Source organism: Chelonobacter oris, assembly GCF_000772535.1.
Classification (GTDB): Bacteria; Pseudomonadota; Gammaproteobacteria; order Enterobacterales; family Pasteurellaceae; genus Chelonobacter; species Chelonobacter oris.
The window spans coordinates 70,640-95,513 of the sequence record NZ_JSUM01000011.1 but is presented as its reverse complement, the minus strand read 5'-3'; the positions used below and the strand labels follow the sequence as shown (position 1 = coordinate 95,513).

At 46.4% G+C, this 24,874-nt stretch carries 21 protein-coding genes; 13 read left to right on the top strand and 8 right to left on the bottom strand.

Annotation, left to right across the window (positions count from 1 at the left end):
* The first annotated feature begins 20 nt into the window (after positions 1-20).
* The 9 genes from OA57_RS07305 (at position 21) to fucO (ending at position 10,353) form a co-directional block, all read left to right on the top strand.
* Positions 21-773, top strand: a complete 753-nt coding sequence (locus OA57_RS07305; RefSeq protein ID WP_034615652.1) for a DeoR/GlpR family DNA-binding transcription regulator — start codon at positions 21-23, stop codon at positions 771-773.
* A 246-nt stretch (positions 774-1,019) separates the two neighbouring features.
* Positions 1,020-2,786, top strand: a complete 1,767-nt coding sequence (gene fucI / locus OA57_RS07300; RefSeq protein WP_034615649.1) for an L-fucose isomerase — start codon at positions 1,020-1,022, stop codon at positions 2,784-2,786.
* A gap of 102 nt (positions 2,787-2,888) precedes the next feature.
* Positions 2,889-4,364, top strand: coding sequence for an L-fuculokinase (gene fucK, locus OA57_RS07295; RefSeq protein WP_034615646.1), 1,476 nt, complete (start codon positions 2,889-2,891; stop codon positions 4,362-4,364).
* Positions 4,365-4,382: 18 nt separating this feature from the next.
* Positions 4,383-4,817: an L-fucose mutarotase gene (gene fucU, locus OA57_RS07290; RefSeq protein ID WP_034615644.1), complete on the top strand. Its 435-nt coding sequence runs from the start codon at positions 4,383-4,385 to the stop codon at positions 4,815-4,817.
* A 22-nt stretch (positions 4,818-4,839) separates the two neighbouring features.
* Positions 4,840-5,487, top strand: a complete 648-nt coding sequence (locus tag OA57_RS07285; RefSeq protein WP_034615642.1) for an L-fuculose-phosphate aldolase — start codon at positions 4,840-4,842, stop codon at positions 5,485-5,487.
* Positions 5,488-5,518: 31 nt separating this feature from the next.
* Entirely contained in the window at positions 5,519-7,054 is a 1,536-nt protein-coding gene (locus OA57_RS07280) for a sugar ABC transporter ATP-binding protein (protein WP_034615639.1), read from the top strand.
* Positions 7,055-7,072: 18 nt separating this feature from the next.
* On the top strand, positions 7,073-8,062 hold the full coding sequence (locus tag OA57_RS07275; RefSeq protein WP_034615636.1) for an ABC transporter permease: 990 nt from the start codon (positions 7,073-7,075) through the stop codon (positions 8,060-8,062).
* Between the two features lie 46 nt (positions 8,063-8,108).
* The gene (locus OA57_RS07270; protein ID WP_034615633.1) at positions 8,109-9,062 is read left to right on the top strand and encodes an ABC transporter substrate-binding protein; all 954 of its coding nucleotides are present in this window, start codon (positions 8,109-8,111) and stop codon (positions 9,060-9,062) included.
* A gap of 139 nt (positions 9,063-9,201) precedes the next feature.
* Entirely contained in the window at positions 9,202-10,353 is a 1,152-nt protein-coding gene (gene fucO / locus OA57_RS07265; protein ID WP_034615630.1) for a lactaldehyde reductase, read from the top strand.
* A gap of 65 nt (positions 10,354-10,418) precedes the next feature.
* Here the strand turns inward: fucO and OA57_RS07260 are convergent, their stop codons facing one another.
* Positions 10,419-11,759, bottom strand: coding sequence for an MFS transporter (locus OA57_RS07260; RefSeq protein WP_034615627.1), 1,341 nt, complete (start codon positions 11,757-11,759; stop codon positions 10,419-10,421).
* Between the two features lie 516 nt (positions 11,760-12,275).
* On the opposite strand from OA57_RS07260, the gene OA57_RS07255 reads away from it, so the two are divergent.
* Positions 12,276-13,598, top strand: coding sequence for an alpha-L-fucosidase (locus tag OA57_RS07255; RefSeq protein ID WP_034615624.1), 1,323 nt, complete (start codon positions 12,276-12,278; stop codon positions 13,596-13,598).
* A gap of 11 nt (positions 13,599-13,609) precedes the next feature.
* The gene (locus OA57_RS07250; protein WP_034615623.1) at positions 13,610-14,950 is read left to right on the top strand and encodes a PTS sugar transporter subunit IIC; all 1,341 of its coding nucleotides are present in this window, start codon (positions 13,610-13,612) and stop codon (positions 14,948-14,950) included.
* A gap of 54 nt (positions 14,951-15,004) precedes the next feature.
* Here the strand turns inward: OA57_RS07250 and pdxA are convergent, their stop codons facing one another.
* The 4 genes from pdxA to OA57_RS07230 form a co-directional block, all read right to left on the bottom strand.
* A complete protein-coding gene (gene pdxA, locus OA57_RS07245) occupies positions 15,005-16,027 on the bottom strand; it encodes a 4-hydroxythreonine-4-phosphate dehydrogenase PdxA (protein ID WP_034615620.1) in 1,023 nt (340 codons plus the stop codon).
* 12 nt (positions 16,028-16,039) lie between these two features.
* Complete coding sequence (locus OA57_RS07240) at positions 16,040-17,281, bottom strand: four-carbon acid sugar kinase family protein (RefSeq protein WP_034615616.1); 1,242 nt, start codon at positions 17,279-17,281, stop codon at positions 16,040-16,042.
* 1 nt (position 17,282) lies between these two features.
* On the bottom strand, positions 17,283-18,230 hold the full coding sequence (locus tag OA57_RS07235) for a 2-keto-3-deoxygluconate permease (RefSeq protein WP_052122423.1): 948 nt from the start codon (positions 18,228-18,230) through the stop codon (positions 17,283-17,285).
* Positions 18,231-18,372: 142 nt separating this feature from the next.
* Complete coding sequence (locus OA57_RS07230) at positions 18,373-19,083, bottom strand: GntR family transcriptional regulator (protein ID WP_034615612.1); 711 nt, start codon at positions 19,081-19,083, stop codon at positions 18,373-18,375.
* Between the two features lie 112 nt (positions 19,084-19,195).
* Between OA57_RS07230 and yqfB the strand changes: the two genes are divergently transcribed.
* Positions 19,196-19,513 carry a N(4)-acetylcytidine aminohydrolase gene (yqfB, locus tag OA57_RS07225; RefSeq protein ID WP_034615609.1) on the top strand — a complete coding sequence of 106 codons (318 nt, stop codon included), beginning with the start codon at positions 19,196-19,198 and terminating at the stop codon, positions 19,511-19,513.
* Between the two features lie 57 nt (positions 19,514-19,570).
* On the opposite strand, the gene tkt is transcribed toward yqfB, so the two are convergent.
* From tkt to OA57_RS07210, 3 genes are all read right to left on the bottom strand, one after another.
* Positions 19,571-21,565, bottom strand: a complete 1,995-nt coding sequence (tkt, locus tag OA57_RS07220) for a transketolase (protein WP_034615606.1) — start codon at positions 21,563-21,565, stop codon at positions 19,571-19,573.
* A 140-nt stretch (positions 21,566-21,705) separates the two neighbouring features.
* Positions 21,706-22,680 (bottom strand): tRNA dihydrouridine(20/20a) synthase DusA, encoded by a 975-nt coding sequence (gene dusA / locus OA57_RS07215; RefSeq protein WP_034615603.1) that lies wholly within the window; start codon positions 22,678-22,680, stop codon positions 21,706-21,708.
* A 29-nt stretch (positions 22,681-22,709) separates the two neighbouring features.
* Positions 22,710-24,086, bottom strand: a complete 1,377-nt coding sequence (locus OA57_RS07210; RefSeq protein WP_034615716.1) for a chloride channel protein — start codon at positions 24,084-24,086, stop codon at positions 22,710-22,712.
* Positions 24,087-24,227: 141 nt separating this feature from the next.
* Here OA57_RS07210 and rsmD point away from each other — a divergent pair, with 141 nt between their 5' ends.
* Complete coding sequence (gene rsmD / locus OA57_RS07205; protein ID WP_034615601.1) at positions 24,228-24,848, top strand: 16S rRNA (guanine(966)-N(2))-methyltransferase RsmD; 621 nt, start codon at positions 24,228-24,230, stop codon at positions 24,846-24,848.
* Positions 24,849-24,874 lie beyond the last annotated feature (26 nt).

Below are 24,874 nucleotides of genomic sequence, written 5' to 3'. Positions count from 1 at the left end.
TTAATGATGAGACAGTGATAATGAAAGAGAGAGAGCGCTTCATTCTGGAGCGAGTGAGCAAGTACGGCAAAGTTGCGGTCGATCAGCTGTCTGAGGAGTTGATGGTATCGTTGGAAACTATTCGCCGTGACTTAAGCAAACTGGATCGCAAAGGATTGTTACATCGCACGCATGGCGGCGCAGTATGTTTGAAAGCCCAAGATTTAGGGCGCTCTTTTCAAAATCGGCAGAAAAGCAATTCCGATGCGAAACGCTTAGTTGCCGAAAGTGCGGTGGAGTATATTTTTGAAAACGCCGTCATTGGGCTGGATGCCAGTACGACCAGTTGGTATTTTGCTCAGGCAATGCCTGATATTCCGTGTACGGTCGTTACCAATGCCATGCATAATATCAATGCGTTAGCCAATAAATCGAATATCAGGACGATTGCAACCGGCGGGGTTTATTCGGTTAAATACGATGCTTTTTATGGTCCGTTATCAGAGCAATTGTTGCAGCGCCTGCACATTGATATTGGGATTTTTTCCTGTATCGGGGTGGATGAAGGCGGATCCGTATGGGAGTCGAATGAATTGAATGCTTCGGTGAAACGTAAGATTATGGCGGCATCGGAAAAAAAATTTTTGTTGGTGGATAATAGTAAAATGGGGCGAAAAAGTTTGCTCAAGATCTGTGATTTATCGCAGATCGATATTCTTTTCTGTGACCAACAGCCAAACGGAGAGTTGAAAGTTTATTGTGAGCAGCACAATTTATTGATTATTACGCCTTGAGAGATGATTGTTCGACTTGTTGTATTGAATGCCCGAATTGCCCGATTTTAATTTTATATAATTAAATCGGGCATTTATTTTGCCGTTTTTGTGACTTTTTGATGACTTTTTCGTGATTGCCATCACGAAACCGAGGTGATTTTAAACAAAAGACTTTTCTTCCCGCCACTTTCTCTTGAAGATAGATTTCAGAAAAATTATTCGTATTTCTATTTCACTTCATTGATAAGCAAGAGGAACAGTATTATGAGTTTAGCTAAATCCCAAGCGGTTAAAATCGGTATTCGCCCGACAATTGACGGACGTCGTTTAGGTGTGCGTGAGTCGCTGGAAGATCAAACCATGACGATGGCGAAGTCAGTCGCCGAATTACTGACCTCACAAGTTCGCCATCCGGACGGTAGTTTTGTCGAATGTGTGATTGCCGATACTTGTATTGGCGGCGTGGCGGAAGCGGCGGCCTGTGCGGAAAAATTTAAACTGAATAATGTCGGTGTCGTGCTGACGGTGACGCCTTGCTGGTGTTACGGTTCCGAAACTATTGATATGGATCCGCATATGCCAAAAGCAATTTGGGGTTTTAACGGCACTGAACGGCCGGGAGCCGTCTATTTGGCGGCTGCGTTGGCCGGCCATTCTCAAATGGGTTTACCGGCGTTTTCGATTTACGGAACTGAAGTGCAGGAAGGCGGCGATACCAGTATTCCGCAGGACGTGCAGCAAAAATTGTTGCGTTTTGCCCGTGCCGGTTTAACCGTTGCCAATATTCGCGGTAAATCTTATCTGTCTATCGGCTCGGTTTCGATGGGTATCGCCGGTTCGATCGTTAATCAAACGTTCTTCCAAGAATATCTGGGTATGCGCAACGAATATGTCGATATGACCGAGATTAAACGCCGTTTGGATCGCAAAATTTATGACCAACACGAAGTGGAGTTGGCGTTAGGCTGGGTGAAAGCATATTGCAAGGAAGGGATTGACGTAAATTCCCCTGACAATCAGCGCACTGCCGAACAACGTGCCGAACTTTGGGAAAATGTTGTCAAAATGGCGATTATTACCCGTGATTTAATGGTCGGCAATCCTAAGTTGGTAGAGCTTGATTATGAAGAAGAGGCATTGGGACACAATGCCATTGCCGCCGGTTTTCAAGGTCAGCGCCAATGGACGGATCATCTGCCGAACGGTGACTTTATGGAGGCGGTTCTCAATTCAACTTATGACTGGAACGGGGTGCGTCCGCCGTATATTTTAGCGACAGAAAATGATGCGTTAAATGCCGTTTGTATGTTGTTTGGCAACCAATTGACCGGACAGGCGCAGATTTTTGCCGATGTGCGGACATATTGGAGTGAAGATGCGGTAGAGCGTGTTACCGGTTGGCGGCCTGAAAGCGGTTTTATCCACCTGATTAATTCCGGTTCGGCAGCCTTGGACGGCACCGGTCAGCATCAGGACAAAAACGGTAATGCAGTAATTAAGCCGGTGTGGGAAGTGAGTGAGGAAGACGGTAAGCGTTGTCTGGAAAATACCCGTTGGTGTCCTGCGGTTCACGAATATTTCCGCGGTGGCGGTTACTCCTCGCAGTACCTGACCAAAGGCGGCATGCCGTTCACCATGACCCGCATCAATATCATCAAAGGCATCGGCCCTGTGTTGCAAATTGCAGAGGGCTGGTCAATCGATTTGCCTGAACATGTACATGAAATTTTGAATAAACGCACTAATGAAACCTGGCCGACAACGTGGTTTGTACCACGGTTGACCGGTAAGGGCGCATTTACCGATGTTTATTCGGTGATGGCAAATTGGGGGGCTAACCATTGTGTCGCTACCTTCGGCCATGTCGGTGCCGATTTTATTACCCTCGCTTCCATGTTACGGATTCCGGTCTGTATGCATAACGTAGAGGAGAAAAATATCTTCCGTCCGAGTACTTGGAATGCATTCGGCATGGACAAAGAGGGGCAGGATTACCGCGCCTGTAAAAATTTCGGCCCGCTGTACCGTTAATCGTATCCAACTATTCTCATCGTATTGATAAGACAAGGTCGGGCATTTGATGCCTGACCAAGATAAAGTGCGGTTAATTTAAACCGCACTTGGGAGAATTTTATGCCTATTGTACTGATTTTTGACTGTGGTGCGACCAACACCAGAACGATTGCACTTGATGAAAAGGGCAAGATTCTGGCATCGCACCATATTGCCAGTGCGACTAAAACAGGCGAAGAATCAAGCGATTTTCACATTTGGGATTTCGAGGAAATTTGTAACAAATTATCTGAGTGCGCGCGTCATGTGGTCGTTCAGCTTGGTCATCATCATTATGATATTCAAGATATTATCGGTATTTCGGTAACGACTTTCGGCGTTGATGGCGCTCCGTTTGACCGACACGGCAAACAGATTTATCCGATTATTTCATGGAAATGTCCCCGCACTATTCCGATTATGCAAAACATTGCCGATTATATTGATGTTGAACAGCTTTATACTGCTAACGGAATCGGGCTGTACAGCTTCAATACTTTATTTAAGCTGCTGTGGTTGAAAGAAAATCGTTCCGATATTTACCGGCGTATGGATAAATTTGTTTTTATCTCGTCAATGTTGAATCACTGGCTAACCGGCGTATTCAGCACTGATAAAACCATGGCGGGTACGTCAATGTTAACCAATTTGCAACGCGGTGATTGGGAGCCGAATATCCTTTCCGTGTTGGCGCTGACCGACAAACATTTTCCGCCGATAGTCGAAGCCGGACAACCTGTCGGAGAATTGAGAGCTGAGATTGCCCGTCAGATGGGGCTGCCTGCCGCTATTCCGGTTATTTCCTGTGGCCATGATACGCAGTTTGCGATTTTCGGTTCGGGCGCAAAGCCGAATCAGCCGGTATTGAGCTCCGGCACATGGGAAATTCTGATGGCGCGTACTGCCAAAGCCGAACCGCACTTTAGTTTGATTAATCAGGGGCTGACCACGGAATTTGATGCCAAAACAGGCTATTTCACGCCCGGGGTACAGTGGCTGGGATCAGGCGTGGTGGAATGGGTCGGCAAGCGGTTTTATACCGATGTCCTGAATACACCGCATTATTACGACACCATGATCAGCGAAGCAGAAAATATTGATGTTGGCTCCGGCGGTGTCGAGTGGCACGGCAATTTTAATAATGCGGAGAATTTTGCTCGGAGCGGCAAAATTAGCGGCTTGTCGCTGCACAGCCAACGGGCGCAAATTTATCGTTCGGCACTGGAATATATGGCATATCAGCTCAAGTGCGGTTTGACTACGTTGGAACAGGTCAGCCATTTTCAAGCAAGCAGTTTGATTTGTGTCGGCGGCGGTTCAAAAAATCGGTTGTGGAATCAAATTCGGGCTGATGTGTTGGGGCTGCCGATTGAAATTGTTGATGTGGCGGAAGCGACGGTATTGGGGGCGGCGATGTTCACTTTTGCCGGCGCACAATATTATCGCTCGATTGAGGTTGCCCAACAGCATATGCAGCCGCAGCGCAAACAAATTTTGCCGTCGGCTGACCATGAGGCTTATCAAGCATGGCTACAACGTTATTCTGAACATGAGTAGCAATATGAAGGAAAGACTATGTTAAAAGGGATTCATCCGGCAATTTCGCCGGTGTTATTAAAAACATTGGCGGAAATGGGACATGGTGACGAGATTGTGTTGTCCGATGCTCATTTTCCGGCGCATCAATTGCACTCTCGGGTGATTCGTGCCGACGGGATTGATGTCGCGACGTTATTGACGGCAATCAGCCCGTTGTTTGAATACGATCAATATGTTGACGCTCCGTTAATCATGATGAGCGCCGTTGCCGGAGACAGCCTGGATTCGAGCGTTGAGATTCGTTATATGGCGGCAATTGAAAGTGCGGTCGGCAGCGTGCCGAAATTTGAACGCATTGACCGTTTTGCTTTTTATGCGCGAGCGGAGAAGGCTTATGCGGTGGTGGTCAGCGGTGAACTGGCGAAATACGGCAATATTATTTTAAAAAAAGGTGTTACGCCGATTGCGTAATGCCGACAGCTAAGGATAAAAAATGAACAGAAAACAACTTTCCCGAGAAATTATCGATACCTGCCTTGAAATGACGCGTTTAGGCTTGAATCAAGGTACGGCAGGCAATGTCAGTGTACGTTATAACGGCGGTATGTTGATTACCCCGACCGGTACGCCATACGATTTAATGACCGAAGATTCCATCGTGTATGTCGATGCGGACGGTCATTATGAAGCGGGTAAATTACCGTCCAGCGAATGGCGTTTTCACCATGCGGTGTATGAAGTGCGGCCGGATTTGGATGCGGTGGTGCATAACCATTCGATCAACTGTTCGGCGGTGTCGATTTTAGGCAAAGACATTCCGGCAATTCACTACATGATTGCCGTCAGCGGAACCAATCGAATTCCGTGTGTACCTTACGCCACCTTCGGTACACCGAAACTGGCGGAATATGTGCAGCAAGGCATTAGCCAAAGCAAGGCGATTTTATTGCAGCATCACGGGCTAATTGCAGCGGAAAAAAATCTGAAAAAAGCGTTGTGGCTGGCGCATGAAGTGGAAGTGCTGGCGACTTGGTATATGCGCTTGTTGTCGATTACGGATAACGTGCCGGTATTGTCGGATGATGAAATTCAGGTCGTACTCGGTAAATTCAGCACTTATGGATTAAGAATCGAAGAATAGCCATCGCTAAAAACAAAATCAGGAGTGTGACATGGAAAATCAATCTCAAGCAGCCCCGCTGCTTTCCATGACCAACATCAGTAAATCGTTCGGCGCAGTACATGCACTAAAAGAGGTGCATTTAGCACTGCGTAAAGGTGAAGTTCATGCATTGATGGGGGAAAACGGTGCAGGGAAATCGACCTTGATGAAATGCCTAATCGGGGTTCATCACCCCGAACAGGGCGAGATCCGCTACAAAGGGGAGAAAGTGCGGTTTGCATCGGTGCTGGAGGCGCAAAAAAACGGGATTAGTATGATTTTTCAGGAATTGAACCTGATACCGCACTTGACGGTGGCGGAAAATATTTTCTTTGCCCGCGAACCGTTGAAATACGGTTTGGTCGATAAGCGCAAAATGAACAACGATGCGGCTGAGTTATTGTCGATGTTTGATATTGATGTGGCGCCCGGTGATATTGTTAATATGTTGTCGGTAGCGAAACAGCAGATGGTTGAAATTGCCAAAGCATTGTCCTTTGATGTGGAAGTATTGATCATGGATGAACCGACTTCCGCCCTGACCGAAAAAGAGATCGACCGTCTGTTTGAGTTGGTGCATCGTTTAAAAGCCAAAGGGGTTTGTATAGTCTATATTTCACATCGCATGGAAGAACTGAAGCGGATTTGCGATCACATTACGATTTTTCGTGACGGCATGTATGTTTCCAATCATCGTTTTGCCGAGATCGGTATGGATCAGATCATCACTAAAATGGTGGGGCGTTCTCTGGATAACCATTTCCCGCCGAAAACAGCGATTATCGAAGACGATATTATTTTGTCGGTGATGAATGCAGAACGTTACGGCGTGTTTAAACCGCTTAATTTTGATTTACGGCGCGGTGAAATTTTGGGGATTACCGGATTGGTCGGGGCAAAACGGACTGAGTTGGCACGCTCGATTTTTGGTGCGGATCCGTTGGATAAAGGGGAAATTTTTGTCCATCACAAGAAAGTCAGTATTAAAAGTCCGTCTGATTCGATCAAAGCCGGGATTGCCTATCTTTCCGAAGACCGCAAATTGAACGGTGTAGCGGTGCGAATGTGTATCCGTGAAAACATTACTATGGCGTCAATGGATAAAGTTTGCAGTGCTGTGGGGCTGATTTCCAAAGATGCGGAAGTGAGAGCAGCCAAAACCTTTGTCGATAAAATGGAAATTAAAACACCGACTGTTGAACAATTGGTGAATAACCTGAGTGGTGGTAACCAGCAGAAAGTGGTGATCGGCAAATGGTTATTCCGTGATGCGACGGTGATGATTTTTGATGAACCGACACGGGGTATTGATGTCGGTGCGAAATATGCCATTTACCAATTATTGGACGAATTGGCGGCAAACGGCGTCGGGGTGATTGTGATTTCGTCGGAATTGCCTGAGGTCTTAGGGGTTTCCGACCGTGTCATTGTCATGCGGGAAGGGCAAATGACCGGCATGTTGGAAACTAAGTCGACAAACCAAGAAGAGATTATGCAGTATGCCACCGGGGTGAAGAATATGTTTGCCAGAGATTATATTTGCTAAAAATAACAGGGTGACGAGATGAACGATAAACAAAAAGACATGTTGAGAAAATTGGCATCATTGGCGGGGTTGTTGCTGTTGGTAGTCGCCTTTAGTGTCAGTAATGATTATTTCTTTACGCTCAATAATATTATGACCATTGGTTTGCAGACATCAACTATTGCGCTAATCGGGATCGGCGCAACTTGTGTGATTTTAACCGGTGGAATCGATTTGAGCACCGGCTCGGTGGTGGCGTTGTCCGGGGTTGCGGCGGCAATGTTTGTTAATGCCGGAATTCCGGTACCGATTGGTATGATCGGCGGCATTTTGGTCGGCGGTATTTGCGGTTATGCCAACGGTATTCTCGTCACCAAAATGAAACTACCGCCGTTTATTGCTACCCTTGGTATGATGATGGTCGCCCGTGGGGTTGCGTTATATGTGACCAACGCCGCCCCGGTTTCCGGCATGCCTGAATCATTCTCTTATTTGGGTAACGGCGCACTGTTCCGTGTGGTGGAACAAGGGGCAAACGGCTTGCCGCTAGTCAAATTCCCGGGGATTCCGTATCCGGTGATTATTATGATTGTCATTGCGTTGATGTTCACGTTTGCCCTGAATAAATTGCGTGTCGGACGCTATATCTACGCTATCGGTTCGAATGAAGAGGCGGCCCGACTATCAGGCATCAAAACCAATCAAGTGAAAAATTATGCCTATATTGCCAGCGGTTTATTATCGGGTTTGGCCGGTGTGATTTTGGCGTCTCGTTTGGTTACGGCACAACCGAACGGTGGTGTGGCTTATGAGTTAGACGCAATCGCCAGTGCGGTTGTCGGTGGAACATCGTTAATGGGCGGTGTCGGTACGATTCCGGGTACATTAATCGGTTCCTTTATTATCGGGGTGTTGCGTAACGGCCTGAATATGAACGGAGTATCAGCCTTTATTCAACAAATTATCATCGGTTTGGTGATCATTGTGACGGTGTCTATTGATCAGTTAAGACAGACCAAAAAGAAATAAGCGGTTCATTTCCTAATCCAGTTTAACCACAAACAAGGAGCACAACATGAAAAAATTCGCAGTCGCCACATTGGCAGCTCTCGTTGGCTTTTCTGCCTTAATCAGCGCATCGGTGATGGCAAAATCCAGTGAAATTGCGGTTATCGTTAAAACCGCAAATGCTAACTTCTGGCAAAACGTCAACAAAGGTGCGGTACAGGCCGGAAAAGAGATTGGCGGACAATACAATATTTCTTTCCAAGGGCCGCAAGCCGAAACCGCTATCGATGAACAGGTTAATATGGTCAACAATGCGGTGAATCGTGGGGTGGCAGGGATTGTTTTGGCGGCTTCCGACCCCGATGCGCTGGTGCCGGCGGTGAAAGCCGCTTATGAGCGAGGCATTCCGGTGGTGATGATCGATTCCGGTATCAACAGTGACGGCAAATATTATCAATCTTTTCTGGCTACTGATAATCGTGCAGCGGGCAAATTGGCGGCAGAAAAACTGTTAGAGAAGAACGGGACTAAAGGCAAAGTGGCAGTGATGTCGTTCACCCCCGGTGCGGCCAGTGCAATTGAGCGCACCGGCGGTTTTGTAGATAAAATCAAAGAAAATGCCGATATCGCTATGGTCGGACCATTCTACTCTCAATCGGACATGGTGACCGCACTGAATCAAACCATTGATGTGTTGACATCTCACCCTGATTTAACGGCGATCTTTGGTGCCAATGAGCCGACTGCGGTTGGTATGGCTCGGGCGATAAAAGAACGTGGGTATGCCGGTAAACTGGTGGCGGTCGGGTTTGACGGCAATCAGGATTTGCAAAGTTTTGTGCGTGACGGGACACTGGAAGGCATTGTGGTGCAATCCTCTTACCAAATGGGCTACAAAGGCGTAACTGCTATTAAAGACGTGATTGACGGCAAACAAATCGAAAAATTCATCGATACCGGGGTGGTTTTCATTACCAAAGATAATATTGATTCGGAAGAAGCGCAAGGCGTGTTGTATTAATAACATCAACAAATTAAGGCAGGAAAATTCCTGCCTTAATTTATTTAAAACAATAAAGGCAAAGCTTGTACATTGAAGCAGGCGGCATAATCATTTTCACTATATTTGGTATTCATTCACTTAAAACGAGGTATAAATTATGGCAAACAGAATTATTCTGAACGAAACCAGTTATCACGGTAACGGTGCGATTGATCATATTGGACATGAAGCCGTCAGTCGTGGTTTTAATAAAGCACTGGTGGTAACTGATAACGAGCTGATTAAATTCGGCGTGGCAAGCAAAGTGACCGCACTTTTGGATCAAGCCGGTCTGGCGTATGATATTTTTGATCGGGTCAAAGCCAATCCGAGTGTGGCTATCATCAAGCAAGGCGTTGCAGCGTTTAAGCAGGCAGAGGCGGATTATTTAATTGCCATCGGTGGCGGTTCACCGATTGATACCGCAAAGGCAATCGGCATTATTATCAATAATCCGGAATTTTCCGACGTCGTTTCGCTTGAGGGCGTGGCACCGACCAATAAAAAATGCGTGCCGATTATTGCCGTGCCGACAACCGCAGGTACAGCCGCAGAAGTGACGATTAATTATGTGATCACCGATGAAGAACATAAACGCAAATTCGTCTGTGTTGATGTACATGACGTGCCGACAGTGGCTATTGTCGATCCGAACATGATGTCCAGCATGCCGAAAGGATTAACGGCAGCGACAGGCATGGATGCACTCACCCACGCAATTGAGGGGTACACCACCAAAGCGGCATGGGAACTGACCGATGCCTTGCATTTGAAAGCGATAGAACTGATTGCCAAATCGTTGCGAAGTGCGGTCAATAATGAACCTGAGGGTCGAGAAGGCATGGCATTAGGGCAATACATTGCCGGGATGGGCTTTTCCAATGTCGGCTTGGGCGTGGTGCACGGCATGGCGCACCCGCTTTCGGCTTATTACGACACACCGCACGGCATAGCTAATGCGGTACTGCTGCCGTATGTGATGGAGTTTAATCAAGATTACAGCGGTGAAAAATACCGTGAAATTGCCCGTGCGATGGGAGTGAAAAATGTGGACGATATGCAACAAAGCGAATATCGTTTTGCTGCGATTAATGCGGTCAAACAGCTGTCAAGAGATGTAGGCATACCGGAAAAATTGTCTGAAATTGGGGTTAAAGAAGTCGATTTGACCGCACTTTCGATTGATGCGTTCAATGATGTCTGCACCGGCGGAAATCCGAGAGAATGTACCCCGGAGCTGATTTTGGCCGTGTATAAAACAGCATTTTAAGTGTTATATGATAACGCCCCTTAAATCGGGGCGTTTTAAAGAATAATATGAATTAGCCGGTTACCTTATTTTTCAGCCAGTAATTTCAAATCCTTTAAAATTTTCGGGTATTCTTTATCTAATTTATAAATCACCATTAAGCCGATGGTTATGACGGCGAGCACTATCGGGATATGGATAAAAATAGTTTCAATTGCGGTTTTTACGGTTTGCGGTTGTTCGCCGGCGGCAACACCGGAGATATAGCCGCCAAAACCGAGTACCCAGCCGGCAATACCGGCAGAGAGCCCCCCTGCTAAGGTTGTACTGAATGTTCCTCCACTGTAAACAATTCCTTCGATTCTAATACCTTGTTTCCATTCGCCATAATCTATGGTATCGGCGAGCATAGCATAGGCACTGCCCATAATCGGGGCAAAGCCGATTCCCCGTAATATCGATCCGCTATAAACAATCAAAAGCGAGTCTGTTTTAATTAGAATCAAGCTACTGCCGAGTATCAGTAAAACAAGACCTGCAATAATGATATTGCGCCGTTTAAATCGATTTAAGAGATAGGGCATGCTAAAAAATCCGATTAAAAGCGGCAGCAGAAAATACATCGATAATACGCCGACTAATGCGGCATCTTTTAAAATATGGTCGGCATAGTAAACATTAATGCCGGTCATTGTGCCGAGCAATGTCCATGTCATCAGCATAATCAAGAATACCAAAATCCAATATTTATTATTTAATAATAAGTTAAATGATTTTAATAAGGATATCCGTTCTTGTTTTTGTGCGGCCGTAACTCTTTCTTTGGTAAAGTAAAAAGTATAGAGAAAGATCAGTACCATGATGACAGAATAAATAATGGCAACAATTTGCCAGGCACGGGGATCGCCGCCGAAAAATTCAACTAAAGGTACGGTGATATTTAAAATCAGTAACATCATGATAAAAAAAGAGATCATTCTGAATACATTGAGCATACTGCGTTCTTTAGGATCTTGTGTAATTAATGCGCCTAGCGTGCCGTAGGGAATATTGCTTGCCGTATAAATCAGAAAAAACAGTTGATAAGCAGTCACGGCATAGATTATTGAGAATGTTTCCGACCAACCTTTTGATGCACTGAAAAGCAGAATAATTGAAATTGCCAACGGGATTGCAGACCAGAGGATCCAGGGCCTTGCTTTACCATGCTTAGTTTTGGTGATATCTACGATATATCCCATCAACACATTGGTGATTGCATCGAATAATCGGGTAAAGAAAAGCACTGTCCCGAGTAAAGTCGCTGATAATCCTATAACGTCGGTAAAGTAGTACATGGCAAAACTACCGACGGTTACTGCGGCGAATGCGGTTGCACCGTCACCTGCTCCGTAAGACAGTTTTTCATTAAATGAGATTTTTTTCATATGACCTCCTTGCAGGATTACATGAGCATGCAGTTCAATAAAGTGAAATTTGAAACTATTAATGTAAACAATGAAATTCAATAATCATTATTGGAAAAATGATTCCATAATTTAGGGTGTGTAGGTATGTTTTCAGCCCACAGGGCTGAGTATTGTGATGGGCATCACAATATACTTTGTTTTGATCGGCAGATTTATTTATTTCATTGCCCGAAATTAATAAAGATGAATAAATATCGGGCATTTCAAATTAATCTATTATATTTAATACTATTATTTGAAGTGCGGTTTTTGTGATGCCGGTATTTTGATGACCGAATTTGCTGAATTAGAAAAAATTCGGTCATCTTTATATAGGATCTTCTATGTCTTTCAGTGATGCTTTCGTGATTTTTATCACAGTAATGAGTGAACGGAAATAAAAAATTTTGTCTGAATTGTGATTATATGGAATAGTATTTTCATATTTTTATGCTTGTTTTACTTTAAGGACTAACACATTGTTGAGGGACTATTATGAAAAAAAACTATTCTGCTACTTGGGAATCGGTCAAAACCCACCAACTGCCTGATTGGTATGAGGATTACAAATTCGGTATTTTTGTTCATTGGGGAATTTATTCCGTGCCTGCTTTTGCACCGTTGACATGGGAATTGGGGGAAGTGGATATCGATGAACAATGGTTTTGTAATAATCCGTATGCGGAATGGTATTTCAATTCGATTAATGTGAAACAGGGGCCAACTTATGAATATCATGTCAAAACGTATGGTGAGGATTTTGTCTATCGTGATTTTTTACCGTTATGGAAGGCCGAAAAATGGCAACCGAATGCATGGGCGGCACTGTTCAAGCAGTCCGGAGCAAAATATGTGGTGCTGACTACCAAACATCATGACGGGTTTTGCCTGTTCCCCAGCCGTTATACCGATTATCACAGCCTTAATTACGGTCCGAAACGGGATATCTTGGGTGAGTTAAAAAGTGCGGTTGAAGCTGTCGGATTAAAAATGGGGACTTATTATTCGGGCGTGATTGACTGGACGTTTTCTTCTGCACCGATTTTTACTGAAAGCCAAAATATGTCCAATGCCAGTCCGACTTATGCCTATGCAGATTATGCATTTAATCAGGTAATGGAGTTGGTCGATCAGTATCAACCTGCGGTTTTATGGAATGACATTGGTTGGCCGAAGCAAGGTGAGCATATGCTGCCGACATTGTTTTCGCATTATTATAATCGTGTGCGGGACGGGGTGGTTGATGACCGTTGGAATGGACTTTGGTGTGACTTTACTTCGAAAGAATATAAACACGGTGAAGCTTCCCGTGAGCATAAATGGGAAATGTGCCGCGGTTTGGGTTTGTCGTTCGGATATAACCAAAATGAAAGTGATTCAGATCTGATTTCGGTTAAAAAACTGGTTTCACTGCTGGTGGAAGTGGTGGCGAACAACGGGAATCTATTATTGAATATCGGGCCGAAAGCCGACGGTACGATTCCGGAAGGACAAGTCGAGCGCTTGCAAGGCTTAGGGGCATGGTTGGTAGTGAACAGTGAAGGGATTTATGCCACGCGGTGTAGTCGTCGGGAATCCTGTTCAGGCGGGAATCTGACTTTCCATTTTACTCGTAAAGGGACGGATTTGTATTGCTTTGTTGACGGTTTATCCGAAGGTGAGAACCGCTTTAGCTTGCCGTGTGATACCGCACTTAGCGCGTTAAATCCGCAGGTTGATTTTTCGCAAGCGAAGCAACATGGTGAAATTGAAGTAACCGTCCATAACTACCAATCGGCGTGGCAAGTATTGTGCTTTAAAGCGGTTGATGGTGAATAGGAGACGGTTTTATGAGTACATTTAGCCAAAAAATGATCCATTATATGGATAAATATGTTACGCCGACCGCACTTAGACTGGAAAAGCAACCGCATATTTCCGCCATTCGCGACGGCTTTATTGTCGTATTGCCGTTTTTGATTGTCGGCAGTTTTATCATGATTTTACTGATTCCGCCTTTTGAGCAGAATACGACTAACAGTTTTGGGATAGCATGGTGGCGATTTGCCACTTGGGCAAGTGACTACGGCTGGACATTTTTTCAAATGTCGTTTAATGCAATCTCGTTATTTACCTCTGCCAGTATTGCTTACAATTTGGCAAAGGCTTATAAACGGGAGCCGTTGCCGGCCGCTTTTTTGTCGGTGATGACGTTTTTACTGATTGCGGCGCCGGTCAAAGACGGGGTGATGGATATTAAATTTTTTGGCGGAATCGGGCTGTTTTCAGCGATTTTTGTTGCGATTTATACGGTGGAAGTGACCCGTTTGCTGGAATACCTCAATCTTCGGATTCGTTTACCGAAAGAAGTGCCAAGTGCGGTTGCCGAATCACTGAATATTGTGATTCCGATTTTAACCATGTTAATCACTATTTTTCCGTTGTCCATCTATATTGAACACCTGACGGGTGTCACCATTCCTCAGCTGATCATGGATTATATGGCGCCGCTGATTAAAGTGAGCGATTCTTTGGGGGCGATTATGCTGTTTGTATTTGCCACCCATTTATTGTGGTTTCTGGGGATTAACGGCTCCTTGGTGTTAATGCAGCTGTGGACACCGTTCTTGCTACAAAATATGGCGGCAAATCTGGCGGCATTGCAAGCGGGCGAGGCATTGCCGTTTATTGTCACTAATTCATTTTGGGATTTTTATGTAGTACACGGCGCTTCCGGCGGTGTGATAGCGTTGGCATTTTTACTGGTACGCAGCCGTTCGGCACATTTACGTTCTATCGGTAAAATCGGTTTGGTACCCTCGTTTTTCTCAATCGGAGAACCGATTGTGTATGGCGTCCCGATGGTGGTTAACCCGTTATTCTTTATCCCGCTGATTTTTGCCCCGATGGCAAATGCGGTGATCGCTTACCTAATTCTGGACTTTGACTTGATTCACCGTGTCTATCTTATGGCACCGTGGACAACGCCGGCGCCAATTGGTGCTTATTTGGTTTCAGGCGGCGATATATGGGCACCGATTCTTAGTATCGGTCTGATTATTCTTGATATTTTTATCTATTATCCGTTCTTTAAGGCTTATGAACGGGAATGCGTAAAGAAAGAACAGGCAAAGGATCGTGGGCTGGAATTACAGCAAGAAACTGTATTAGCCAAAGAATTAGCCAAATAATACATACCGACAGATAAACGGATACCAAGTGCGGTATCCGCTTTTTCAATGATGCTAGAGCGGAAGGGATTTCCAGACTAAATGCCACTGGGGTGCCAGTTCCGCAGCCCGTTCACAGGCTAAGACCAAGGAGGTTTCTCTGGCGATGCCTGTCCCGGCGATATCAAAAGCGGTGCCGTGATCCACCGATACCCTGACAACCGGCAGTCCGGCTGTGATGTTGACACCATCGTCACCATATACGGCTTTGAAGGGCGCATGCCCCTGATCGTGATAACAGGCGATAACAATATCCCATTTGCCTCTCACTGCTTGTGGAATTAATGCATCGGCAGGCAAGGGGCCCTGTACATTAATCTGATGTTTCTGTGCTTGCCGAATTGCCGGAGCCAGTTGATCCAAATCCTCATTACCGAATAATCGGTTTTCTCCGGCATGCGGGTTGATTCCGCATACCCCGATTTTAGCTTTCGGCTTATTGAGTGATTTCGCTAATGCAAACGCTAAATTAATCACGGTAGAGGTTCGTTCTGTCGTACAATCGTCAATGGCGGAATGTAGGGATTGATGGGTTGTTAAATGGAATAGATAGAAATCGCCGGAGGATAGAATCATTGAATAATCTTTTACGCCGAATTCATGCGCCAAAATTTCAGTATGGCCGGGCCAATGATGTCCGGCAGCGTGCATAGCTTCCTTGTTCAGCGGGGCGGTGACAATGCCGTTAATTTTGCGTTCTTGCCCTAATTGACAGGCTTTGACTAAAAAACGGTATGCCGCATCACCGGCAATAGCGGAAATTTGACCGGCTTCGACCGCGGGTAATGGTTCGCCGATCTCCAATAACTCTATCGTATCAGGTGTATTGCATAATTCGTCTAAATTCGTTATTCGTTTAATTTGATTTGGCGAATATCCTGAAAGGATACACGCACGGGTTAATGCCGTGTAATCTCCGATAGCAAATAGCTTGGCTTTCTCCCGTAGAGTCGGGTGGGCTAACAGTGTTTTCACCGTAATTTCGGGGCCGATGCCGGCAAGATCACCGATGGTGATCGCTAAGATGGGTAATGGCATAATATATATCCTCTATTTTGTATATTTTGACATGATATGGCTTAAAAGCTGCTTATCACCAAAACCACCGGATTTGGTCATGACGTTTAAGCCTTGGTAATTTCCGCCGTGAATCGTACATAAAGGCACACCCGGTACAACAGCATGTAATATCTCCATTTCATGCACCTGTAATTTTTCTAACAGTGCGGCCGCACCATCGCCACCAAATAGAATTAATGTATCGAACAGACTATTATCAAGACAGAATTTCCCCAAATCAGCCAAATGTGCGGAAATTAACCGAGCTATGTCATTAATCCGCGCTCCTGTTTGAACAATATTAGCCGGATTTGCCCGGATGATAATGTTGTCGTCGCTACATTGAATCAGTGCTTTTAATTGCTGTTTTAAAGCCGGTTCCGAAATAGTGGAATTCATCAATTGTGAAGGATGGGGGCTAAATACGACGGTTTTTCCTCCGGTGGTCGCAATATATTGATCAACTTGAGATTGGCTGATTTCATGCACTGAAGTAACTAAAATAAGTGCCCGATTTAATTTGAATGTATTCGGGCAAACAGAAGTGCGGTTTTGTGTGATTTTCAGTGCTTGTGCAAGGCCGGCTGATCCGACAGGAATAATACGATTGCCCGATTGAGCGATCACATCCGCAATGACGGATAAATCTTGGGGATTTTTTGCATCAATAACCAATTGTGTTGCAGCAGATGTTTGTATGGCTTTGAATAGTGCGTCCGGCGAGGAAATATTGCTGATGATACTTGCCTGCGGTAATAGCGTTTCCATCGAGGCGGATAATACCGGGCAAATCGGATCTTTACCGGAGGCGGTTTCATTCACTGCAATACCGTTAACGTATAATTTACCCTGCTCGATCGTTCTGCCCATCTCGGGATAAGCGGGGCAAATAATGGCTTTAGCATCAGGATAGCGTGTGCGCCATGCTTCAAGTGCACCTTCTATTTGATAGGCCACAGAGCCTCTCATGGTTGAGTCGATTTTGAGGTAAATTTGATCAATCCCTTGGGTCATACCGATTTCAACCGCACTTTTCGTTTTTCCCCGTGCTTTTTTGCCGAGCGGGCGTGAATCGGTAGAAAAGGTTAATACGTCGGCTTGTGAAAAATGACTGTATTTTAAATAATCAGGGTTAATATTCAAAATGGTTGCCATCCCTTTTTCCGCAAACATAACCCCGGTATCATTGGCGCCGGTCAAGTCGTCGGCAATAACAAGAATAGGCTTTTTCATATTAGTTTCCCTCTTTGAAATGATCTTCCAGACCGCCTTGGCGTTTTAATACCCATGCCGCGATAAGCGGGGCGAGGATGGCGGAGACTAAGACGGCGGCGGCAATTTGAGCGGTAGCAGTTTGTACGTATTGCGCCATATTGGGATCGGCTTGTGCCACAATTTCTGGTGTGATAATGGCGTTACCGGCGGTGGTGCCTGCTGCGAATCCGATACCCGATTGATTACCTCTGCGTAAAATGGTTTTATAACCGAAGAAAACGAATGCTCCGGTCAGTAGCGAGGCGGCAATACCTAAAATAATGCCGGTAGCTCCGCCGGTGACAATTGCATGTAGATTAATCCCGGTGCCGAGTGCGAAGGCAAAAAAAGGGATCACAATTGCGCCGGTCGGTTTCATAATATTAGTCCATTTAGGATCAAGGTTGCCGATAATCATGCCGACCAAGAGAGGAATAACCGCTGCCAACATTAAGGAAAAAGGAATATCGGCTAATCCCGAAACACCGAGAAACAGTAAAACAAAAAACGGGCCGTCATTGACCGCAGAAGCGATATAAGCACCTCGATCCCGATAATCACCGTATTTCCCGGTGAAGGCCAACCAAATTCCGCCGTTTGAATTTGCAACGACAGTCAATATAGCCAGCAGAGAAATGCCCATAATGCCGTCCGATCCGATCCATAGCCCCACTAGTGTAATTAATGCTGCCGGAATAATCGTCTTAAACAATAAGATGACGCTGGTGTGTGCAATTACCGGACCGGAACTGCGGAGCGTAATCTGCATACCGGTCGCAAAAATCAACAAAGCAATTAATGAGCCGGCGGAGGATTTGAAAAGCGCGGTAGTAAAGGAACCTATGCCTAAAAATGTTGGGAAAAAAGTCCCGATTATTGAACCTAAAATTAAGGGAACAACCATCGTGCCGCCCGGAATTTTATTCATATAATCATATAACGGGAATATTCCTTGTTGAGGGGGTGAATCCGATTTGACTGACATAATCTTCTCCTTAATTTAAAATTACGCACAACATGTACGTACAAGTTATAATGTGGCAGAAAATTGGGATTGTCAATAAGCAAAATTAAATTGTGGTTTCCAGATCAAACATTATTCGATCACCACGATGGTAAGTCGAGAATGCTTCAACCACTTCGTTATGATGATTAAACGTAAGACCTTTAAGTAACAAAAGGGGATTACCGACAGGGATATTGAGTTGCTCGGCAATATGGGTTGGGGCGGCTATTGCATAAATACTACGGGTTGAGCGTTCTAATCGGATATTGGCTTCTTGTTGCAAAATTTGATGCAATGAATGGTTTTCCAGCTTGGCCGGTGTCAGCCACCGATGGTATTTGGTCGGTAGATAAGTTTCGATATAAGCAATAGGTTGGGTAATATCCGATCGCACTCTGATGAGATGCAGTGCGGTTTCTTCATGCCAAAATTGTTTTGCCTGTTCATAAGCGACTGGTTCAAATGAGACAACTTTAGTATTAACCAACGTTCCCATTTTTTCGATTTGCATACCCAAACCATTCAATGATTGAACCATGCGATGGATTCGGGTGGTCGGCAGAATAAAGCTGCCTTTTCCCTGTGCCTTGCCGATCAGACCTTCGGCTTCCAGTTTGGAAAGCGCTTGGCGAACGACAGAACGGGAGACATTGAATGTTTTTTGCAATTCTGCCTCTGAAGGGAGAAAGCCTTGAATGGTTTCGGCTAAAATTTCGTGTTTTAGCTTTTCAATGATTTGAAGGTATAAAGGCGTTTTTTTGGGCAATATATTCATTTAAGGCAATATTTATATTCGGACATGGATGAATTTGAGTATAGCAACTCTTTTTGATTCTTCCTATAATTTAGGGTAAATCCGTTTATTACAAAGCAATAAGGAATATTTTATGATACCCCCAACCCAAATTACATTTTTCCAACGTTTTGAAGCGGATATTCTCAACGGCAGTAAAACCATTACCATTCGTGATCAGGCTGAGAGTCACTATTTGCCCGATTCGGTGGTGGATGTGCTGACTTATGAAATGCAGCGCTGGTTTGCAAAAATTCGGATTTTATCGGTTACACCGATTACGTTTAACCAATTAAATCAACGGCACGCTTCTCAGGAAAATATGCTGTTGAGTGAGTTAAAAGAGGTAATTCGAGAGATTTATCCGAACGAAACCGCACTTTGGGTGTTGGAGTTTGAATTGATATCGTAAAAAATCCCTGTTATTTCAATAGATAACAGGGATTAGTTATATAGTGCGGTGTTGTGATTACAGCAGTTCTTTCGCTTTTTCCACGACGTTTTCAACGGTGAAGCCGAACAACTTGAACAGTTGGTCTGCCGGAGCGGATTCACCGAAGCTGTTCATACCGATAATGCGACCATTGAGGCCGACGTATTTATACCAGAAATCACGGATACCGGCTTCGACGGCGACACGTTTTGTGACCGCACTTGGCAGCACGGCTTCACGGTAGGCTTCGTCCTGCGCATCAAACACATTGGTGGACGGCATGGATACCACGCGTACTTTACGGCCGTCGGCGCTGAGCTGTTCCGCAGCTTTGACCGCCAATTCCACTTCAGAGCCGGTGGCAATCAAAATCAGTTCCGGCGTGCCGTCGCAATCTTTCAGCACATAACCGCCACGGGCGACATTGGCCAATTGTTCGGCGCTGCGATCCATTTGCGCCAGATTTTGACGGGTGAAAATCATTGCGCTCGGACCGTCTTGGCGTTCTACCGCCGCTTTCCAAGCCACCGCCGATTCCACTTGGTCGCACGGGCGCCAGGTTTGCAGATTCGGGATTAAACGCAAGGCTGCGGTTTGTTCGACCGGTTGGTGAGTCGGGCCGTCTTCGCCCAAGCCGATAGAGTCGTGGGTATAGACGAACAATACGCGTTGCTTCATCAGAGCGGACATGCGCACCGCATTGTGGGCGTATTCCATAAACATCAGGAAGGTGGCACCATAAGGAATGAAACCGCCGTGCAGCGCAATCCCGTTCATGATGGCGGACATACCAAATTCACGCACGCCGTAATTCACATAGTTACCGTCGACAATGTTGGCGCGGATAGGCTTGGAGCCTGACCATAAGGTTAAATTCGAGCTGGCCAGATCAGCGGAACCGCCCAAAAATTCAGGCAATAACGGGGCATAGGCTTCAATCGCATTTTGTGACGCTTTACGGCTGGCGATAGCGGCCGGATTGGCTTGCAGTTTTTCAATGAATTTTTGTGATTCGGTTTGCCAGTTTGCCGGCAATTCGCCCGCAACACGGCGTTTTAATTCGGCGGCGAGTTCGGGATAGGCGGTTTGATAAGCGGCAAATTTTTCGTCCCACGCTTTTTCGGCGGCCTGCCCTTTGGCTTTGCAATCCCACTCGGCATAAATATCCGCCGGAATTTCAAACGGGGCGTGCGCCCAGTTCAGCGCTTTACGGGTTAATGCGATTTCATCATCGCCCAACGGCGCGCCGTGGCTGTCGTGGGAATCGGCTTTGTTCGGGGAGCCGTAGCCGATAATGGTTTTACAGATAATCAGGGTCGGCTTGCCGGTTTCGGCTTTTGCCTGTTCAACCGCACTTTTCACCTGTTCGGCATCATGGCCGTCCACTGCCGGAATGACTTGCCAGCCGTATGCTTCAAAGCGTTTTTGGGTGTCATCGGTGAACCAGCCGTCGACATGGCCGTCGATGGAGATGTTGTTGTCATCATAGAATGCAATCAGTTTGCCCAAGCCCAGCGTACCGGCCAACGAACAGGCTTCATGTGAAATGCCTTCCATCAGACAGCCGTCGCCGAGAAATACATAAGTGTGGTGATCGACAATGTCATGACCGGCACGGTTGAATTGTCCGGCCAGCGTTTTTTCCGCAATCGCCATACCAACGGCATTGGTGATACCTTGTCCCAACGGACCGGTGGTGGTTTCCACGCCCGGCGCATAGCCGTATTCCGGGTGGCCCGGCGTTTTGGAGTGCAGCTGGCGGAACTGTTTCAAATCGTCAATCGACAGATCGTAGCCGCTCAGATGCAACAGACTGTAGATCAGCATCGAACCGTGCCCGTTCGACAGCACAAAGCGATCACGGTTTGCCCAGCTCGGATTGGTCGGGTTATGAACCAAAAAATCACGCCATAAGACTTCGGCGATATCCGCCATGCCCATCGGGGCGCCCGGGTGTCCTGATTTTGCTTTTTGCACTGCATCCATGCTTAAAAAACGGATCGCATTTGCCAATTCTCTGCGTGAAGCCATGTGTTTCTCCTGTTCAAAATAGAAATAATTATTTGCAAAAAAATAGTGTGATGAGTTTACACTAATCCATTGAGAAATGCTGATAGATAATCTCAATGACTTAAATTTCAAAAACTTTTTGTGATCCGGCTCACAAATGCCTAGTCGACAAATGAAAGTGCGGTTTGAATGACTTCCGTTCCCGCGTTCGGCTTGTGGGCGTTCTCGCTTAAATAGCGCCGCCACTGCTTCGCACCTTTACAGCCTTGAAACGCCCCAACCATATGACGGCTGATGTGATTCAAATGTGTACCTGCCGCCAATTCGTTTTCAATGTACGGCAGCATCGCCTCTACCGCCTGATGCGGTGTGACAACCGCACTTTGCGGATCAAACAGAGCCTGATCGACATAACCGAGCAAGCTTGGATTTTGGTACGCCTCTCGCCCGACCATAACCCCGTCGACAAATTGTAAATGCTGCTGCATATCGGCAATGGTTTTAATACCGCCGTTAATACTGATGAATAAGGCTGGAAAGTCACGTTTCAGTTGATACACCCGTTCATAATCCAGCGGCGGAATTTCTCGGTTCTCTTTCGGGCTTAAGCCCGAAAGCCACGCTTTGCGTGCGTGGACAATCAATTCACGGCAACCGGCTCGTTCGATTTTTTGTACAAAATCACATAAAAAATCGTAACTGTCGAGATCGTCAATACCGACACGGGTTTTTACCGTCACCGGTATTTTGACCGCACTTTGCATTGCTGCCACACATTCCGCCACTAAACCGGCTTTCGCCATTAAACAGGCACCGAAAAAGCCGTTTTGTACCCGATCCGACGGACAGCCGACATTCAGGTTGATTTCAGCATAACCGCGTTGTTGCGCTTTCTCGGCGCACAGACGCAACTGCTCGGGATTACTGCCGCCCAATTGCAATGCCAGCGGGTGTTCGTCTGGCGAGTAAAGCAAATGGTCGTATTTGGCGTGAATAATCGCACCGGTGGTAATCATTTCGGTGTAGAGCAATGCATGTTTGCTGAATTGACGGTGGAAATAGCGGCAATGGCGTGTTGTCCAATCCAGCATCGGGGCGACCGAAAAACGGCCGTGGTAGTCAAAATTTGATGTCATAACGTCTTTTCATGAATGGGTGAACGGTACTATGCCTTATTTTGCGCACCGGATTCGGCGGAATTTTCCAGAATGCGTTGGCGAAAACGGCCGGCGGCAAAATGATAAAACGGTTTCGGACAAAACTGGCGCGACAGCAGTGAAGCCAGTAAACTGCAAACCAACAGCCAGAACAGCACCGGCTGGCTGCCGGTCATTTCCATCACTACCACACTGGCGGTGACCGGCGATTGGGTGGCGGCGGCTAAAAAGGCCGCCATCGACAATAACACTAATAGCCGTTGATCGACCGCCCCGCCGCTAACCTCCCAAATTTGTGCGCCCAATGATGCGCCGATGGTTAGTGCCGGAGTGAAAATTCCACCGGCAATGCCGGTCCAATAAGTGGCAACGGTGGCAAACAGTTTGGCGATGCCTAAGCCTTCGGTTTGTAGCGGCGCATCATGCAACAAATGAGTGACGACATCATAACCCGTGCCATAGGTATTGCCGTTGGAATAACTGCCCAATGCCGCCAGCACCAAACCTAACAGAAAGGCGATCCACAGCGGATGACGGCGAATCCAACCGCGCCATTTTGCCGGTGAATATGCCGCCAACCCTTTGCCTAACAAACGGGCGAACAGCCCGCCGAAAAGGCCGCAAACGGCGGCACACAGTAAGACCCAAAGATACATCTGCGGTACGCCGGTAGCGCCTGAATAGTGCGGAAAATAGGGGTTGTTCCCCATCAACGCCACCACAATAAAACCGGAAGCCAGCACGCCTAACAATACCTGCCGCTCCCAGCGCAGCAGAACGCCGCGTCCCAGTTCTTCAATTGCAAAAATAACGCCTGCCAACGGCGCATTAAATGCCGCCGCCAAACCGCCGGCGGCACCGGTTGCCATCAACTGATTGGCGGAAAGTCCTTTGAAGGCGATATTGTGTTTACGGCAAAAATTGCCCCATGCCAGCATCACCGCTGCGCCGACTTGCACCGACGGGCCTTCGCGCCCGACAGAGGCACCGAGTAACATGGCGAGAAAGGTGAGGGGAATTTTCCACAGTGTTTGCGTGAAAGCGACCAAGCGGGTTTTATTGGCGCCATGCGGCAGCCCGATACTGGTGATAACTTGCGGGATACCGCTGCCGGCAACATATGGCGCATATTTGGCGGTAAACCAAGCAAGTGCGGTCATACCGAGCGGTAACACCAACCACGCCGTATAAGGGTGCTGTGTTGTCCAATGGGCGTTCCATTCCAGCCCCAGATCCGCCAGCAAGGCAAAACCCAGCGAAAACAGCGCCACCCAGGCAGCCCCCAGTAACAGGCAGGCGAATTCAAGGCTTTTGCGCGACAAACGCCAAGTTTGGTGGCCTTTATGCCGCAGATAATAGCGTATTTTACGCATTACAGATGTCATTTCAGGCAATCCGGAATATCGGAAATGGGTTAACATGGCGAAATTATAACGTAAAAAGTGCGGTTTTGCTGTCGGCGTATCCCTTTTTTTGCAAAAATAACATAAACTAGCCGCCAACCAACATTGAACCGATATGCCGTTATGAAAAAACCGAGACACTCAGCTTCTCCTCAATCCGCTAAACACCACAGTAAAAACAAAGGGGAAGTGCGGATCATCGCCGGTATCTGGCGCGGACGGAAACTGCCGGTGTTGAACGGGCAAGGCTTGCGCCCGACCACCGATCGGATTAAAGAAACCCTGTTCAACTGGCTGATGCCGCATATTGTCGGTGCCCGTTGTCTGGATTGCTTTGCCGGCAGCGGCAGTTTGGGATTTGAAGCGTTATCCCGACAAGCAAGTGCAGTGCAATTTTTCGAACTGGATAAAGACATCGCTAAGCAATTGCAGCAAAATTTACAGCATCTAAATTGTCATACTGGTAATGTACAACAGGGAAATAGCCTGCAATTGTTTTCTCAAGGTAATTCGGATACTCCTTATGACATAGCATTTCTTGATCCACCGTTTCAACAGGGATTACTGGCACCAACAATTGAAGCGCTAGATAACGGTAATTGGTTGGCAGACAATGCACTGATTTATATCGAATCGGAAAAACAACTCGGCATTCTGCCTGTGCCGCCGCATTGGCAGCTGTTGAAAGAAAAAATCGGCGGAGAAGTGTGTTTTCGGCTGTATCGGAATGGTCGGTCTGAATAATCGGTTTTGATTGCAGCTAACTAAAG

Coding starts and splice junctions, on each gene's coding strand:
- OA57_RS07305 (WP_034615652.1), top strand. CDS start 21: ATGAAAGAGAGAGAGCGCTTCATTCTGGAGCGAGTGAGCAAGTACGGC.
- fucI (WP_034615649.1), top strand. CDS start 1,020: ATGAGTTTAGCTAAATCCCAAGCGGTTAAAATCGGTATTCGCCCGACA.
- fucK (WP_034615646.1), top strand. CDS start 2,889: ATGCCTATTGTACTGATTTTTGACTGTGGTGCGACCAACACCAGAACG.
- fucU (WP_034615644.1), top strand. CDS start 4,383: ATGTTAAAAGGGATTCATCCGGCAATTTCGCCGGTGTTATTAAAAACA.
- OA57_RS07285 (WP_034615642.1), top strand. CDS start 4,840: ATGAACAGAAAACAACTTTCCCGAGAAATTATCGATACCTGCCTTGAA.
- OA57_RS07280 (WP_034615639.1), top strand. CDS start 5,519: ATGGAAAATCAATCTCAAGCAGCCCCGCTGCTTTCCATGACCAACATC.
- OA57_RS07275 (WP_034615636.1), top strand. CDS start 7,073: ATGAACGATAAACAAAAAGACATGTTGAGAAAATTGGCATCATTGGCG.
- OA57_RS07270 (WP_034615633.1), top strand. CDS start 8,109: ATGAAAAAATTCGCAGTCGCCACATTGGCAGCTCTCGTTGGCTTTTCT.
- fucO (WP_034615630.1), top strand. CDS start 9,202: ATGGCAAACAGAATTATTCTGAACGAAACCAGTTATCACGGTAACGGT.
- OA57_RS07260 (WP_034615627.1), bottom strand. CDS start 11,759: ATGAAAAAAATCTCATTTAATGAAAAACTGTCTTACGGAGCAGGTGAC.
- OA57_RS07255 (WP_034615624.1), top strand. CDS start 12,276: ATGAAAAAAAACTATTCTGCTACTTGGGAATCGGTCAAAACCCACCAA.
- OA57_RS07250 (WP_034615623.1), top strand. CDS start 13,610: ATGAGTACATTTAGCCAAAAAATGATCCATTATATGGATAAATATGTT.
- pdxA (WP_034615620.1), bottom strand. CDS start 16,027: ATGCCATTACCCATCTTAGCGATCACCATCGGTGATCTTGCCGGCATC.
- OA57_RS07240 (WP_034615616.1), bottom strand. CDS start 17,281: ATGAAAAAGCCTATTCTTGTTATTGCCGACGACTTGACCGGCGCCAAT.
- OA57_RS07235 (WP_052122423.1), bottom strand. CDS start 18,230: ATGAATAAAATTCCGGGCGGCACGATGGTTGTTCCCTTAATTTTAGGT.
- OA57_RS07230 (WP_034615612.1), bottom strand. CDS start 19,083: ATGAATATATTGCCCAAAAAAACGCCTTTATACCTTCAAATCATTGAA.
- yqfB (WP_034615609.1), top strand. CDS start 19,196: ATGATACCCCCAACCCAAATTACATTTTTCCAACGTTTTGAAGCGGAT.
- tkt (WP_034615606.1), bottom strand. CDS start 21,565: ATGGCTTCACGCAGAGAATTGGCAAATGCGATCCGTTTTTTAAGCATG.
- dusA (WP_034615603.1), bottom strand. CDS start 22,680: ATGACATCAAATTTTGACTACCACGGCCGTTTTTCGGTCGCCCCGATG.
- OA57_RS07210 (WP_034615716.1), bottom strand. CDS start 24,086: ATGACATCTGTAATGCGTAAAATACGCTATTATCTGCGGCATAAAGGC.
- rsmD (WP_034615601.1), top strand. CDS start 24,228: ATGAAAAAACCGAGACACTCAGCTTCTCCTCAATCCGCTAAACACCAC.